Origin of the sequence: Leucobacter chromiisoli (genome assembly GCF_016522505.1) — a bacterium.
In the GTDB taxonomy this organism is placed as follows: Bacteria; Actinomycetota; Actinomycetes; order Actinomycetales; family Microbacteriaceae; genus Leucobacter; species Leucobacter chromiisoli.
Genome location: NZ_JAEHOH010000001.1, coordinates 459984 through 473923, shown reverse-complemented (window position 1 = coordinate 473923; position 13940 = coordinate 459984). Strand labels below are relative to the sequence as shown.

General features: G+C 74.2%; 12 protein-coding genes. 5 read left to right on the top strand and 7 right to left on the bottom strand.

Translation table 11 applies throughout. The features are described 5' to 3' along the window. Positions 1 to 55: 55 nt before the first annotated feature. On the bottom strand, positions 56 to 1282 hold the full coding sequence (locus JD276_RS02045; RefSeq protein WP_200113286.1) for an MFS transporter: 1227 nt from the start codon (positions 1280 to 1282) through the stop codon (positions 56 to 58). Continuing rightward, positions 1279 to 2409: a 3-isopropylmalate dehydrogenase gene (locus tag JD276_RS02040; protein ID WP_200113284.1), complete on the bottom strand. Its 1131-nt coding sequence runs from the start codon at positions 2407 to 2409 to the stop codon at positions 1279 to 1281. The genes JD276_RS02045 and JD276_RS02040 overlap by 4 nt, the downstream gene beginning before the upstream one ends. Positions 2410 to 2627: 218 nt before the next feature. Here JD276_RS02040 and JD276_RS02035 point away from each other — a divergent pair, with 218 nt between their 5' ends. Continuing rightward, a complete protein-coding gene (locus tag JD276_RS02035; protein ID WP_307866401.1) occupies positions 2628 to 4139 on the top strand; it encodes an aldehyde dehydrogenase family protein in 1512 nt (503 codons plus the stop codon). A gap of 131 nt (positions 4140 to 4270) precedes the next feature. Beyond that, positions 4271 to 5074 carry an SDR family NAD(P)-dependent oxidoreductase gene (locus tag JD276_RS02030; RefSeq protein ID WP_200113270.1) on the top strand — a complete coding sequence of 268 codons (804 nt, stop codon included), beginning with the start codon at positions 4271 to 4273 and terminating at the stop codon, positions 5072 to 5074. A 22-nt stretch (positions 5075 to 5096) separates the two neighbouring features. Here the strand turns inward: JD276_RS02030 and JD276_RS02025 are convergent, their stop codons facing one another. Then, positions 5097 to 6437, bottom strand: a complete 1341-nt coding sequence (locus JD276_RS02025; protein WP_200113268.1) for an FtsX-like permease family protein — start codon at positions 6435 to 6437, stop codon at positions 5097 to 5099. Next, positions 6434 to 7336 carry an ABC transporter ATP-binding protein gene (locus tag JD276_RS02020; RefSeq protein WP_307866400.1) on the bottom strand — a complete coding sequence of 301 codons (903 nt, stop codon included), beginning with the start codon at positions 7334 to 7336 and terminating at the stop codon, positions 6434 to 6436. Before JD276_RS02020 ends, JD276_RS02025 begins: the two co-directional genes overlap by 4 nt. Before the next feature lie 126 nt (positions 7337 to 7462). Here JD276_RS02020 and JD276_RS02015 point away from each other — a divergent pair, with 126 nt between their 5' ends. From JD276_RS02015 to JD276_RS02005, 3 genes are all read left to right on the top strand, one after another. Further along, positions 7463 to 8728: a sensor histidine kinase gene (locus JD276_RS02015; protein WP_200113265.1), complete on the top strand. Its 1266-nt coding sequence runs from the start codon at positions 7463 to 7465 to the stop codon at positions 8726 to 8728. Beyond that, positions 8725 to 9492, top strand: coding sequence for a response regulator (locus JD276_RS02010; protein WP_307866399.1), 768 nt, complete (start codon positions 8725 to 8727; stop codon positions 9490 to 9492). Before JD276_RS02015 ends, JD276_RS02010 begins: the two co-directional genes overlap by 4 nt. A 135-nt stretch (positions 9493 to 9627) precedes the next feature. Continuing rightward, positions 9628 to 10380 carry a FadR/GntR family transcriptional regulator gene (locus JD276_RS02005; RefSeq protein ID WP_200113263.1) on the top strand — a complete coding sequence of 251 codons (753 nt, stop codon included), beginning with the start codon at positions 9628 to 9630 and terminating at the stop codon, positions 10378 to 10380. Here the strand turns inward: JD276_RS02005 and JD276_RS02000 are convergent. The 3 genes from JD276_RS02000 to JD276_RS01990 form a co-directional block, all read right to left on the bottom strand. Beyond that, positions 10361 to 11164, bottom strand: coding sequence for a triose-phosphate isomerase family protein (locus JD276_RS02000; RefSeq protein WP_307866398.1), 804 nt, complete (start codon positions 11162 to 11164; stop codon positions 10361 to 10363). The genes JD276_RS02005 and JD276_RS02000 overlap by 20 nt on opposite strands. Further along, on the bottom strand, positions 11161 to 12900 hold the full coding sequence (locus tag JD276_RS01995; RefSeq protein WP_200113261.1) for a dihydroxyacetone kinase family protein: 1740 nt from the start codon (positions 12898 to 12900) through the stop codon (positions 11161 to 11163). Before JD276_RS01995 ends, JD276_RS02000 begins: the two co-directional genes overlap by 4 nt. Positions 12901 to 13033: 133 nt before the next feature. After that, positions 13034 to 13822 (bottom strand): FadR/GntR family transcriptional regulator, encoded by a 789-nt coding sequence (locus JD276_RS01990; protein ID WP_200113258.1) that lies wholly within the window; start codon positions 13820 to 13822, stop codon positions 13034 to 13036. Between the last annotated feature and the right edge of the window lie 118 nt (positions 13823 to 13940).

Sequence of the window (13940 nt, the reverse complement as noted above, 5' to 3'; positions counted from 1 at the left end):
CGCCTCCGTTCGATCCCGCCGCCCAGAGCCTCTCCGGCGGCGCGATCCATCGCGATCAGACCCGCGGCCGATCCGGCCGCAGCCACACGGCGCCCGTCGCGAGCGCCAGGCCGGCGAGCACGACGCAGGTCAGCCTCCCGCTCGGGTCGGCGGCGAAGAGCCAGCCGACGCAGATGGGGCCGAGGGCTGCGATCGCGAAGGCGAGGCCCTGCACGCGCCCCGCGATGCCGGCCGCCCCCTCGCCGCGTTCGGCGGCGGCCAGCTGCAGCAGCACGGCCGGGTAGATGAACTGTCCGAGCCCCACGAGCAGCACCCCGGGAACCGCGAGCGTCGCCGACCCAGCCAGCAGGCACCCGAACCCGAGCGCGATCGACGCGAGCGCGACGAGGGTCAGGGTGCGGTAGGAGCGCGGCGTGCGCGTGAGCGCCGCGACGATCGGGGCGGCGGGGATCGCGCAGACCGCGTACAGCGTGAGCAGCAGGGCGCCCGCCGAGGCGTCGAGGCCGACCCTGGCCGAGACCAGCTCGGGCAGCCACGCGAACATGGCGAAGGCGAAGAAGGAGTTCGCGGCGATGAGCGCCGTCGAGCGCGCGGCGAAGTCCCGCCGGGACGCATCGGGGCGCGTTCCGCAGGCAGGGGCGGGGCGACGCTTCCGAACGCGACCCCGTGCGTGCGGCGCGCGCGGGGGCATCGGCGCGCGGGGCGCGAGCGGGCGCAGCGCCGAGTGGGTGAGCGGCACGAAGAGCACGACGCCCGCGGCCGCGACGACGCCCCAGGCACCGGTCGCGACCTGCCACGAGACGAGGTCGGTGCCCCAGCGCGAGGCGAGGGGCGCGGCCGCGGTGCCGATCGTGATCATCGTCGCGTAGACGGCGGTGACCCCGCGCAGCTCGCTCGCGGGGAACCTCCTGCCGATGAAGAGCGGGATCGCGGTGTTGAGCACGCCGATCGCGAGATACGCGAGCAGCGCGAACGCCACGAGGCTCGGGGTGCTCCAGGCGAGGCTCCGCGCGAAGAGCGACAGCACCAGCGTCAGGCAGGCGACGTGCGACAGCCAGCGGATCGAGGCCGTGCGCGCCCGGAGTCCCGTGCCGAGCGTCACCGCCGCCATGAGGAACGGCCCGAGGCTTCCAATGAGCCCGATGTCCGCGATGGTCGCGCCGGTGCTCTCGCCGATCTCGCGGGCGATCGGCGAGAGCGCGCCGAGCGGTGCGCGCAGGGTGAGGGCGCAGAGCAGGATCGCGGTCAGCGCCAGGAGGAGGGAGCCGGGCCGGCGGGTCACCGCCGCGAGTCGGGCAGCGCGGCGAGGGTGCCGAGCAGTGAGTCGGGAACGAGCGAGGCGTCGGCCTCGCCGCTGCGCACCAGCTCGGCGATCCGCGTACCCACCTCGGCCGTCGTCGCGCCCATCTCGGCGCCGGCGAGCGCCGGCAGCCCGCCGAGCACCTCGACGGTGGCCGCCTCGACGGCGCGCGCGGCCTCCCCCTCGCCGAGGTGTCCGAGCATCAGCGCGAGCGACAGGACCGCGCCCGAGGGGTTCGCCCATCCCTTGCCGGCGATATCGGGCGCGGAGCCGTGGATCGCCTCGAACATGCTCGGCGCGGAGCCGTCGAGGTTCAGATTCGCACTGGTGGCGACTCCGAGGCCGCCCTGGATCACGGCGCCGAGGTCGGTGATGATGTCTCCGAACAGGTTGTCGGTGACGACGACGTCGAAGCGCTCGGGCGCGAGCGGCAGGTGGAAGCACATCGCATCGACGTGCACGTAGTCGACCTCCACCTCGGGGTAGAGCGAGGCGAGGTCCTCCACCACCTCCTGCCACAGCTGCCCGGCGGCGACCAGGATGTTCGTCTTGTGGCAGAGCGTGAGGCGGCGGCGGCGGCCGAGCGCGAGCCTGAACGAGAAGTCGACGACCCGCTCGATCCCGGCCCGCGTGTTGAGCGACTCCTGCATGGCGACGGCGTTCGGGGTGCCCGCGTGCACCGTGGAGCCGCGTCCCACGTAGGCGCCCTCGGTGTTCTCGCGCACGATCACCATCTCGCAGCGCTCGGGGGTGAGGCCCGCGATCGGCGTCGGCACGCCGGGGTAGAGGCGCACGGGGCGCACGTTCGCCGCCTGCTGGAAGCGCTGGCGCATCTCGAGGATGAAGCCGCGCTCCAGGATCCCGGGCGCGACCCGCGGATCCCCCATCGAGCCGAACAGGATCGCGTCCTTGTCGCGCAGGCGCGCGTCGACGGCGTCGAACAGCTCGCCCGTCTCCAGGTAGCGGTTCGCGCCGGCCGCGACCTCGCTGCGCTCGGTGCGGAACCCGTAGCGGGCCTCCGCCGCGTCGAGCACCTCGAGGGCGCAGCCCACGACCTCCGGTCCGATGCCGTCGCCGGGCAGCACTGCAATCGAGTAGGGCTGGGTCATGGTGGTCCTTCCATCGGCTCGGCGTCCGCGCCGGATCGCGCACGAATCGGCACATCCCGTTGGAGAACCGATCTTGGTGATCTATATTAAGTGGTAAGACCACTCAGCGCGACCGGATGTTCGCGACCCGATCCCGCTGCAGAGGCGGTTCTGACGGGCACCGACGCCGGGCCCACGCCCGCCCCACCGCCCAGCCGCCCCAGCCGCAAGGAGACCTCGTGACCGACACCCGCCCGCTCGCCCAGCCGCTGCTCGCTCCCGCCGGCGCTCTGCCCATCGGCGACGGCTGGCGGCCCGCGGCCGAGACGTCCCCCGTCGTCTTCCCCTTCGACGGCGGCGTAGTGGCGCAGGCGCCCGTCGGTACCGCCGCCGATTCCGCGGACGCCCTCGACGCGGCCGAGGCCGCACGAGCCGAGGTCGCCGCGCTGACCACCGCTCAGCGCAAGTCCATCCTCACCGCCGTCCACGACCGGCTCCGGGCCGAGGCGGAGCGTATCGAGGATCTGCTGATCCTCGAGACCGGCAAGCCTCGCGTCGACTGCCGCACCGAGGTGAGCCGCACGATCGTCACCCTGCAGGCCACCGCGGAGGAGGCCTCGCGAATCCACGGCGAGACCGTGCCCCTCGACCTGCAGGAGCTCGGCCGCGGCATGATCGGCTACTACACGCGCAAACCGGCCGGCGTCGTCGTCGCGATCGCGGGTTTCAACTACCCGCTGCTGCTCGCGACCCACAAGCTCGCGCCCGCCATCGCGGCCGGCTGCCCCGTGATCGTCAAGCCCGCGCCGAACACCCCGCTCGCCACGCTCGAGCTCATCGCGATCGTGCGCGAGGTGCTCGCCGATCACGACGTCACCCCCGCCGCCGTGCAGCTCGTGAACGGCGGCCCGAGCGTCGGAGAGACGCTGGTGCGGGATCCGCGCGCGCAGGTCGTCTCCTTCACCGGCTCCGCGAAGATCGGCCACCTGATCGCGCAGCAGGCCGCCCCCCGCAAGACCCTGCTCGAGCTCGGGTCGAACACCGGGTTCATCGTCGCGGCGGATGCCGACGTCGAGGCCGCGGTCGACGCCGTGGTGGCGGGCGGCTTCTACGCGAACGGGCAGGCGTGCATCTCGGTGCAGCGGATCCTGCTCGAGCGCCCCGTCGCGGATCGCTTCGCGGCGCACCTCGCCGAACGCGTCGCCGAGCTGGTCGTCGGCGATCCCCGAGACGCCGCGACGAACGTCGCCCCGGTCATCAACGCCGCATCGGGCGAGCGGATCCGGGCCATGATCGACCGCGCCGTCTCCGCAGGCGCGCGGGTCCTCGTCGGACCGGGAGAGTCGCGGGAGGCGGACCCCGGTTCCGCAGGCGCCGCGGGCCCCGCGATGATCCGGCCCACGGTGCTCGGCGACGTGCCGGCCGACGTCGACGTCTGGGCCGAGGAGATCTTCGGCCCCGTCGTATGCCTCACGACGGTCGACTCGGTCGACGAGGCCATCGACCTGGTCAACGATTCCCGCTACGGCCTCCAGGCGGCGATCTTCACCTCCTCGCTCGAGAGCGCCTTCGCGGCCGTCGAGCGGCTCGAGGTCGGCGGAGTCGTGGTCAACGAGATCCCCGGCTTCCGCTCCGACATCATGCCCTACGGCGGCGTGAAGGACTCGGGTGTCGGGCGCGAAGGCCCCCGCTACGCCATCGAGGAGTACACCGTCACCCGCATGGCGATGATCCGCCCCCGAGCACGGTAGCCCGGCACCGTCCGCACCCGGCTCCTCTGCAGCCGGACCTCGCCTCGCTCGCCGCAGCCCGCCCCGGCGCATCCGTCTCACCGCACCAGACCCTCTCCGCCCTCGACCTCGCCGCATCAGAAGGAAGCCCCATGACCGACGCCCTCCCCTCCCCCGACTACTCCCGTCTCTTCCGCCTCGACGACCGCACCGTCGTCGTGGTCGGCGCGGGAGGCGGCATCGGCCGCGAGGCGGCGCAAGCGCTCGCCGCACAGGGCGCGCACGTGGTGGCGGCCGATCGCGCATCGGAGCAGGCTGCGGCGACGACCGAGCTGATCCGCGAGCGCGGCGGCTCGGCCGAGGCCTTCGAGATCGACGTCCTCGACGACGGCGCCGTCGAGGACGCGGCCGAGCGCTTCGGCGATGCCGCCGCCCTGGTCTTCACCGCGGCGACGAACGTGCGCAAGCGCATGGAGGACTACTCGCTCGAGGAGTTCGACCGCGTCGTCAACCTGAACCTGCGATCCTCGTTCCAGCTGATCCGCACCTTCGGCGCGCGCTTCGCCGCGAACGGCGGCGGCTCGATCGTCGGCTTCGCCTCGATCCGCGCCCAGGTCGTCGAGCCCGGCCAGGGCGTCTACGCCGCCACCAAGGCCGGTCTCGTGCAGCTCGCCAAGACCGCCGCCGCCGAGTACGGAGCGCAGGGCGTGCGCGTCAACGTCGTCGCTCCGGGTGTCGTCGAGACGCCGCTCACCGCCCAGATCAAGGCGAACGACGCCTGGTACGACGCCTACTCGCAGAAGGCCGCGCTCGGCCGCTGGGCGCGCCCCGACGAGCTCGCCGGAGCGGTCGTCTACCTCGCCTCCGACGCCTCCTCGTTCGTCACGGGATCGACGCTCACGGTCGACGGCGGCTGGACCGCGATCGACGGGCGCTTCACCCCGCCCGCGTCATAGGGCGCCGTCGCGCCACCCGACGTCACTCCCCTCTCCCCGGCGCGTCGAGCACGCGGCGCACCGTCGGGGCGGTCGCGGCGACGCCGATCCGGATCATCGCGAAGCCGAGCACCAGCAGCAGCGCCGAGCCCGCTACGAAGAGCGGCGCCGTCACCGCGGCCACCGCGACGAGCATGCCGGCGAGCGCCGTCGCCGCGAGCGCGGAGCCCGCGATCGCGACGACCGCTGGCATGCCGACCCTCAGCCTGCGCGCGCGGTCCAGAGCCGCGCGCGGCATCCCCAGCCGGTCGAGCGCGACGTACAGCTCGCGGCGCTCCAGCACGGCCGCCGTCTGCGTGATCCCGATCTGGCACGCGACCACGACGAAGGCGATCGCGACGAGCGCGACGAGCATCGTGCGGGCATCGACGAAGAGCAGCAGCTGGTCCGGCGTCATGATCGTCCGGCTGGCGCTGGCGCTGATCGCCTCCAGGTACCCGAGCAGACTGCCGGCCGGCAGCAGGATGAAGCTCGTCAGCGCCACCGCCGAGACCTGCCGCCACGCCGCCTTCGGGTCGTCGAGGACCCCTCTCGCCGCGACCAGCCTCGCGGGGTCGTCCGTGCGCGCGATCCGCGCCCGCGCCACCGCCGCGATGACGAACGGCCCCACGACGCCGAGCACGCCCATGACGGCGAGCACCGCGAGCGAGAATGCGATCACGAGCGCCGCGACGCCCCAGCCGGGAGACGCCAGCTGGGTGACGAGGACCGCTCCGCCGACGACGAGCAGGCCGGCGATGAGGCGCATCCGACCCATCCGCGGGGCGTCCTGACGGGTGCGGACGCCGAGCGGCGACAGCACGACCCGCCGCAGGCCGAGCAGCGCGCTGAGGGCGGCGATCGCGACGAGGGCGGGCGGGATCGCCGCAGCGCCCCACCACGGCAGCCACACCTGCTGGGCGCCGAGCCGCTCGCCGTGCACCGAGAGGGCGCCGAGCGCGACCGGAAGGACGAGCAGCGCCGCGGCCGTGCCGAGCAGCACACCGCCGCCCGCGAGCAGGGCGGCCTCGGCGACCGCGATCCCGCGCACCCGTCTCGCGCTCGCCCCCAGCAGCCGCAGGGTCGCCAGCCGGTCGTCGCGGCTGCGGGCCGCGAGGCGCGCCGTGGCGGCACCGAGGGTGACGAGCGGCACGAGGAGCACGCTCACGAGCCCGATCGCGAGCACGCGATAGCCGGCCTCCTCCGTCGGAACGCGCCAGAACGCGGCCGCGAGCAGCGTCGCCGCGAACGCGAGCAGCGTCGCGACCGCCGACGCCGACAGCTGCAGCCACGCGAGGACCGAGGATCCCCGCCTCGGGAGCACGAGGAGGCGCAGTGCGCTCACCGTGCGCCCCCGGGGCGGACGGCTTCCCCGGACCCCGCGCGACCGGCCCCGGGTCCCTCGATCCGGCCGTCGCGCAGGCGGACGGTGCGATCGCAGCGAGCGGCGACCCGCTCGTCGTGCGTGACCACCACGAGGGCCCGCGCTCCCGGCTCGCGGCCCGTCTGAAGCAGCGCGTCGAGCACCTCGTTGGCGGTGCGCGAGTCGAGCGCGCCGGTCGGCTCGTCGGCGAAGATCAGCTGAGGATCGGCGATGAGCGCCCTCGCGATGGCGATGCGCTGCGCCTGCCCGCCCGAGAGCCGGCCGATCCGCCTGCCGCCGAGCGAGCCGATGCCCAGGGCGCTCATCGTCTCGGCCGAGCGCTGCCGGGCCTCGGAGCGCGCGAAGCCCGCCAGCAGCAGCGGCAGCTCCACGTTCTCGGAGGCGGTGAGCTCGGGCAGCAGCATCCCCTGCTGGAACACGAAGCCGAACCGGCGCAGGCGCAGCGCTGAGCGCTCGTCGTCGGAGAGCGCGGCGAGGTCGACGCTGCGGGCTCCGGCGGTGCCCGTCGCGACGCCGGCTCCCGCGTCGTCCGCGCCGACCGCTCCCCCTCCGTCCGTGCCCGCCCTCGTCCGCAGCAGCACGCGCCCCTCGTCCGGGGCGATGATCCCGGCGATCGCGTGCAGCAGCGTCGACTTGCCCGATCCGCTCGGCCCCATGATCGCCACGGCCTCCCCCTGGCCGATCTCGAGATGCGCGTCCGCGAGCGCCGTGACGGATGCGTCCGTCGAGCCGTACCGCTTGCCCAGCCCCTCGGCGCGCAGCACCCAGGGCGCCTCCGTTCCGACCGCTTCGCGCGGTCCGCTCCGCATCGCCGTGCGCATGTCGCTCCCGTCCCGTTCGCCTCCCTCCCCGGCGGTCACCGGGGCGATGCATCCACGCTAGGAATCGCAGCCCCCGGTCGGACACCACCCGGGGGTGGAACCCTGGACGGGCGGATCCACCCGTGGGTGGTGGTCGGCTCCGCGCCGAGTCCGTAGCCTGGGCTCATGACGAGCGCGGCAGGGGCACCGGAGGAGGCGTCCGCCGCCGTCCCGCTGCTGCCTCGATCCCGCGCCGGGGCCTGGCTCGCCGGGCGGCCCCGCATCGCCGATGTCGCGGTGATCCTCGCCTGCACGGCGCCCACCGTCGCGGCCCTGATCCTCTCGCCGCCGGCGCACGCGTGGCTCGGATACCTGTGCGCGGCGGCGGTCGCGATCGTGTTCTGGTGGCGACGGTCGCATCCGCTCGCGGTGCTGCTGATCGCGGTCGGCATCGCCTCGGTGAACCCGATCTACGAGCACACCGTCGGGGGCGTCTTCTTCGAGAGCGTGTTCGGCGCCTTCGCCCTGGCCGCCCGGACTTCCCTGCGGGTCGCGCTGCTCGGCTACGCCGCGAGCGAGGTCGTGATCCTCGTCGTCTCCGGCGCCGGGATCCTGCTCGGCGCGCGCGAGGAGCTTCCGCCCGTGATGCTCGACCCGGCCGCCCTCATCGCGCTCGCGCTCGGCGTGGCGGTGCGCGCGAACTCCGCCCGCAGGGCCGCCCTCGAGGAGCTCGTCGCGGTGCGGGAGGCGCAGGCCGCGCGCGCCGAGCGGGCGAGGATCACCGCCGAGATGCACGACGTGGTCGCCCACTCCGTGACCGTGATGATCGCGCTCGCGGGCGGCGCTCGGGCCGGGTGGGAGAAGCACCCCGAGCGGGCCCGGCGGGCGCTCGAGCAGCTGGGAGCGGTCGGGGCGGAGGCGCTCGGCGAGATGCAGCGGATCCTGCGCGTGCTGCGCACGGACGGCGAGGGGCCGGATCGCGGGATCACCGCCTCGGGGCACGACCTGCCGCCCCTCGAGGAGCTCGTCGAGGTGTTCCGGGCGGCCGGGCTGCCGGTCTCGCTCGTGCGCCGCGGTGAGGCCCCGACCGACCCCGCCCTGCTGACCACGGTGTACCGGATCGTGCAGGAGTCGCTCACGAACGCCCTGCGCCACGCGGCGGGCGCGAGCCGAGTGGAGGTCGAGGTGGTCCACCGCGAGGACGAGCTCGTCATCTCCGTCTCCGACGACGGCGCGGCGAGCGGACGCGGCGCCGTCGCCGGGGCCGGCATCGCAGGCAGGGTCGGGGCCGGGGTCGGGGCCGGCGTCGGTCTCGCGGCGATGCGCGAGCGCGTCGCGGTGTTCGGCGGCAGCCTCGAGGCGGGGCGCCTCGACAGGGGTCCGGGGTGGCGCACGCGGGCGACGCTGCGTCTGGAGGCGCCGTCGGTTGCCGAGGCGGGGGCCGGCGCGTGAGCGCGGGCGGCGGCGCGGGAACGGCGGGCGGGGCGATCCGCGTCGTCGTGGTCGACGACCAGCCACTGGCGAGGGCCGGCCACGCGCTGATCCTCGACTCCGCCGACGGCATCGAGGTGGTCGGCGAGGCCGGCACCGGCGAGGACGCCGTCGAACTGGTGCTGCGCGAGCAGCCCGACGTCGTGCTGATGGACGTGCGCATGCCGGGCTTCGGGGGCATCGAGGCGACGCGGCGGATCGTCGCCGGGCGGTCCGCCGCCAGGGTGATCGTGCTCACCACCTTCGACCTCGACGAGTACGCCTTCGGCAGCCTGCGGGCCGGAGCGAGCGGCTTCCTCCTGAAGAGCGCCCGCCCCGAGGCGCTCGTGGAGGCCGTGCGGACGGTGCACTCGGGAGAGGCGGTCGTGGCGCCGCGCCTCACCTCCCGCCTGATCGACCGCTTCCTCCACGCCGACGACGACCGCGCCGACGACGACCGCGCCGGTCGCACCGGCCGTATCCTCCGCGCCGACGACGAGAGGCCGGTGCGCGGCGCGGGAGCCCCCGCGGCCGCCTCGCCCCTCGACCGTCTGAGCCCGCGCGAGCGCGACGTCTTCGCCGCCATCGTCCGGGGTCTCACGAACGGCGAGATCGGCGCCGAGCTGCACCTCGCCCCGTCCACGGTGAAGTCGCACGTCAACGCCATCTTTGCGAAGCTGCACCTGCGCGATCGGGTGCACGCCGTCATCCTCGGCCACGAGCTCGGACGCCCGCGGCGAGACTGAGCGTTCCCGACGAAGGAGGGCGCCGGAATCGCCCGTCCGGACCGCCCAGCCCCGGTGCGCTACAGTTGAGAGGCACTTCGAACGGCCGCGCATGCGGACCCCAGCCCCTCCCTCGCAGCAGAAACCACGGTAGAGATGTCGCACAGGTTCGAGCCGGTCACCCCGGTCCACACCTACCAGCGCATCGTCGAGCAGATCGAGCGGGCGATCGTCTCGGGCGAGGTTCCCGTCGGATCGCAGCTCGCCAGCGAGCGGGATCTGATGGCCCAGTTCGGGGTCAGCCGACCGACCGTGCGCGAGGCCCTGCGCATCCTGCAGAGCATGGGGCTCATCGAATCCCGCCCGGGCATGCGCGGCGGCCCCCTGGTGCTCGCACCGTCGCCGAGCGCGCTGCGGCGCTCCTTCCGGGCGATGCTCGGCACCAGCGCGATGGACGTCTCCGAGCTCGTGCAGTTCCGCGTGGTGCTCGAGGGCTCGACGAGCAAGCTCGCCGCCCTCAGGCGCACGGACGCCGACCTCGACCGGATGCGGGCCGCGGTGGAGCGGATGCGCGCCGCAGCGGAGACGAACGACCCCGACTTCGCCGACGCCGACCTGGAGTTCCACGAGGCGATCTGGGCGGCCAGCCGAAACGGGATCCTCGAGATGAGCGGTCAGGCCGTGTCGGGCGTGCTCCGCCTGCTGATGCGGCAGGAGGAGGCGGACGATCAGAACGACAACCGCGTGAAGCTCTCCTCGACCACGACCGACGAGGGGCTCTTCGAGGCGATCGCCGCGCAGGACGCGCAGCTGGCGGGCGGGATCGCGAGGCGATCGGTCGCCGAGCGCTACGCGCCCCTGCTCGAGGACGAGGGCGACCGACTCGCGCTCAGGCTCCTGGCCGAGTGAGCGCGGCGGCCTCGTCGAGCACGCTGCCGAACGACGCCGGATCGTGCGCGAAGCGCCCGAGGAAGAGGCCGTCGACGCTGTCGCCGATCGCCTCCAGCAGGCCCGGTCCCGCGCTGCCGCCGTAGATCACCCGCGCCGAGGGCGAGACACGGGCCCGGGCGTGTTCGCGCAGCGGGCCGCAGACCCCTCGGATGTGATCGGGGCCGGCCGGCCGGGCGGCCCCGATCGCCCAGACGGGCTCGTAGGCGATCACGATGTCCCCGCCCCTGCCCGCCGAGCGCGCGACGCCGAGGGCCGAGTCGAGCTGCCGGACGCACTCCGCGACCGCCGCCGCGGGTTCGCCGCGTTCGAGCTCGCCGAGGCACAGCAGCGGGGTGAGTCCGTTCCGCAGCGCCGCGTCCACCTTCGCGGCGACGATCTCCTCGGTCTCGCCGAACAGCCTGCGCCGCTCGGCGTGCCCGACCTCCGCGTAGCGGCAGCCGAGTTCGGCGAGCACGGCTGCGCTCACCTCTCCCGTGAACGCCCCGGCGTCCTCCGCGGCCACGTCCTGCGCGCCCACCCGCAGCCCGGCGGGGCCGCCGATCTCGACGGCGGCCGGGATCGACGGGAACTGGGGGATGACGAAGGGCACGACGCGCCCGTCCGCGACGGCGGGGTGCCGACCCGCGAGGCGTGCGGCCTCCGTCACCCACTCCACCGTGCGAGCGTGCGAGAAGTACATCTTCAAGCTGGTGCCGATGAGCATGCCCGGGCCCGCGGCGTCCGCCCCTCCGACCGCGGTCACGCCGCGCCCTCCCCGCGCTCCGCCAGCACCTCGAGCGCGGTCCGCGCCGCGAGCGAGAAGGAGACGGCTCCGGGATCCGGCGTGCCGAGGCTCTTGTCGCCGTGCGAGCGCGCCCTCCCGAGCCGAGCGACCATGTCGGCGGTCTCCTCGGCTCCGCGACGGGCGGCCTCGACCGCGCTCGTCCAGGCCTCGAGCAGCCCGTCCCCGGCCGCGATCCTCGCGGAGAGCTCGTCGGCGAACGGCACGACCGCGTCGATCATCGTCTTGTCGCCCGGCTGCGCCTTGCCGAACGACATGATCGCCTCCTTCATCCGGGTGACGCCCGCGCCCACCGCGGCGGTATCGACCGGGTGCTCGTCGCCGAGCTCGCCCCCGAGCGCGTCGAGCATCCGCCCCCAGATGGCGCCCGAGGTTCCGCCGCCCTCGTCGCTCCAGGCGTCGCCCGCGCAGCGCAGCAGCGTGCCCGCCCCGGCGCCGGCCTCCGCGGCGGCGGCCGCAGCGGCCGAGGCCGCGGCGCTGCCCCGCTGCATGCCGATGCCGTGATCCCCGTCGCCCGCGATCCGGTCGATGCGGCCGAGCTCCTCGGCCTGCTCGTCGAGCATCCGCGCGAGGGCGTCGAGCACCGCCGCGGCCGTGGCCGCGGCGTCGCGGGACTCCTCCGTCGACGGGCCGATCTCCCGGGAAGGTCCGGCGGCGACGAGGTCCTCCTCGCGCACCGCCACGCGCCCGGCGACCGCGCCGCGCCGGAAGGCCGGCGTGTCGCACGGCTCCAGCCAGAGCCGCTCGAGCTCCTCGTCGAGCCAGAGCAGGGTGAGCGACGCCCCCGCCATGTCGAAGCTCGTGCAGAACTCCCCCACCTCCGGCGAGACGAGCACGAGACCGGCCTCCTCGAGTCGCCGGGCGACCGAGGCGTAGACGACGTAGAGCTCCTCGTACTTGACGCTGCCGAGCCCGTTGAGGATCGGGACCACCCGAGCGCCGTCGCGAGAGACGCCCTCGGGGACCTCGTCGAGCAGCTTCGTCACGAACAGCTCGGCGAGTCCGTCGGCGGTCGGCACGTCGACCTCGTCGATCCCGGGCTCCCCGTGGATGCCGAGCCCCACGGCCATGCGCCCCTCCGGCACGTCGAACAGCGGCTCGTCAGCCCCGGGCAGGGTGCACCCCCCGAAGGCGACGCCGAACGACCGGGTGCGGGAGTTCGCCCGGTTCGCGACGCGCTCCACGCCGTCGAGGTCGTACCCCGCCTCGGCGGCGGCCCCCGCGATCTTGAACACCGTGAGGTCGCCGGCGATGCCGCGGCGCTTCTCGATCTCCTCGGCGGGCGCGCTCGAGACGTCGTCGGTGACGCGGACGGTGCGGCAGTCGACCCCCTCGGCGCGGAGCCGCTCCTGGGCCTGGTCGAAGTGCAGCACGTCGCCGGCGTAGTTGCCGTAGCTCAGCAGCACGCCCCGCCCCTCGTCGGCCGCGGCGGCGACCGAGTGCACGCGCTGCGCCGAGGGCGAGGCGAAGAGGTTGCCCATCGCGGCGCCGTGGGCGAGGCCGGGCCCCACGAGCCCGCCGAATGCCGGGTAGTGCCCGCTTCCGCCCCCGATCACCAGGGCCACTGTGGGCTCAGCGCCCCGGGTCGATCGCACGACGCCGCCGGGCACGGCGCGCACCCAGCGCGCCGATGCGGCGGCGAAGCCCTCGATCATCTCGGCGGCGAACTCGTCGGGGTCGTTGAACAGTCGCGTCATCGCGTCCTCCTGATCTTTCGTTGTCTCGCGGGCGGATCGGTCCGCCCCGTCGTGGGCTGTGCGGGGGGCCGGGCGGGGGCCGGCCGGCCGATCGGCGCCGGTGAACCCGCGTCGGTCGACCGGTCTGCACCGGTCAATCGGCCGGCGCGTCGTCGCGCTCGTCCTCCTCAAGGTAGACGAGCGCCCTCGTCTGGCGGTCCTCCTCCGGCGTCAGGTCCTCGGCGTAGAAGCGGTAGATGTTGCGGCGCACGATCGACGCGGCGCGCGCCGAGTCCCGGTTCCGGATCGCCTCGACCAGCTCCCCCGCGGCGCGCGCCTGCCGCAGCATCCGGGAGTCCCGGTCGGGGTCCTGGGCGAGGCGCGCGTAGACGAGCTCCCTCATGACGTCGGCCACCGCGTTGCCGCAGACCCGGATGATCTGGTTGTGCGAGGCCACCTTCAGCGTGTCGTCGAAGCGGTTCGTGGCCTCGGGGAACTTCACGGCCTCCTCACGCGCGGCGGCCTCCATGAGCTTCTGGGCCTCGACGATGCGCTCGAGATCTGCGTCGTCGTGGAGCTGCGCGGCGAGGCGGCAGGCGGTGCTCTCGAGCGAGAGCCGGAACTGCAGCAGCTCGGCGCGCGAGACCGACTCGAGCCTGGCGAAGCGCTGGATCGAGTTCTCGAGGAGACGGGGTGAGTAGTTCGTGATGATCGGGCCCCGGGGGTCGCCGGGCTTGGTGATGATGCTTCCCGTGGCCTGCAGCACCTTCAGCGCCTCGCGCACGGTGGATCGGCTGACGCCGAACTCCGCCATGAGCTGCCGCTCCCCCGGCAGCCGGTCGCCGGCCTTCAGCCGGCCCGCCGCGACGGCGCTCTCCACCTGTTCGACGATCGACTCGTACGCGACCTTGCGCCCCGCCTCGGTGAACAAGGGTTCCGACATGTTGACAACGCCTCCTCGGTGAGTGTGCTCGAAACGCTCGCAGCGGCTCGCATTGACCGTTCGCATCTCATAGGCTAATTTAAAGCAAGTCTACTGGTCGAACCAGTAGACCGTGCAT

Excerpts from the sequence above, each read along its gene's own strand:
- JD276_RS02040 (WP_200113284.1), bottom strand. The coding sequence starts at position 2,409 with ATGACCCAGCCCTACTCGATTGCAGTGCTGCCCGGCGACGGCATCGGA.
- JD276_RS01990 (WP_200113258.1), bottom strand. The coding sequence starts at position 13,822 with ATGTCGGAACCCTTGTTCACCGAGGCGGGGCGCAAGGTCGCGTACGAG.
- JD276_RS02015 (WP_200113265.1), top strand. The coding sequence starts at position 7,463 with ATGACGAGCGCGGCAGGGGCACCGGAGGAGGCGTCCGCCGCCGTCCCG.
- JD276_RS01995 (WP_200113261.1), bottom strand. The coding sequence starts at position 12,900 with ATGACGCGACTGTTCAACGACCCCGACGAGTTCGCCGCCGAGATGATC.
- JD276_RS02030 (WP_200113270.1), top strand. The coding sequence starts at position 4,271 with ATGACCGACGCCCTCCCCTCCCCCGACTACTCCCGTCTCTTCCGCCTC.
- JD276_RS02005 (WP_200113263.1), top strand. The coding sequence starts at position 9,628 with ATGTCGCACAGGTTCGAGCCGGTCACCCCGGTCCACACCTACCAGCGC.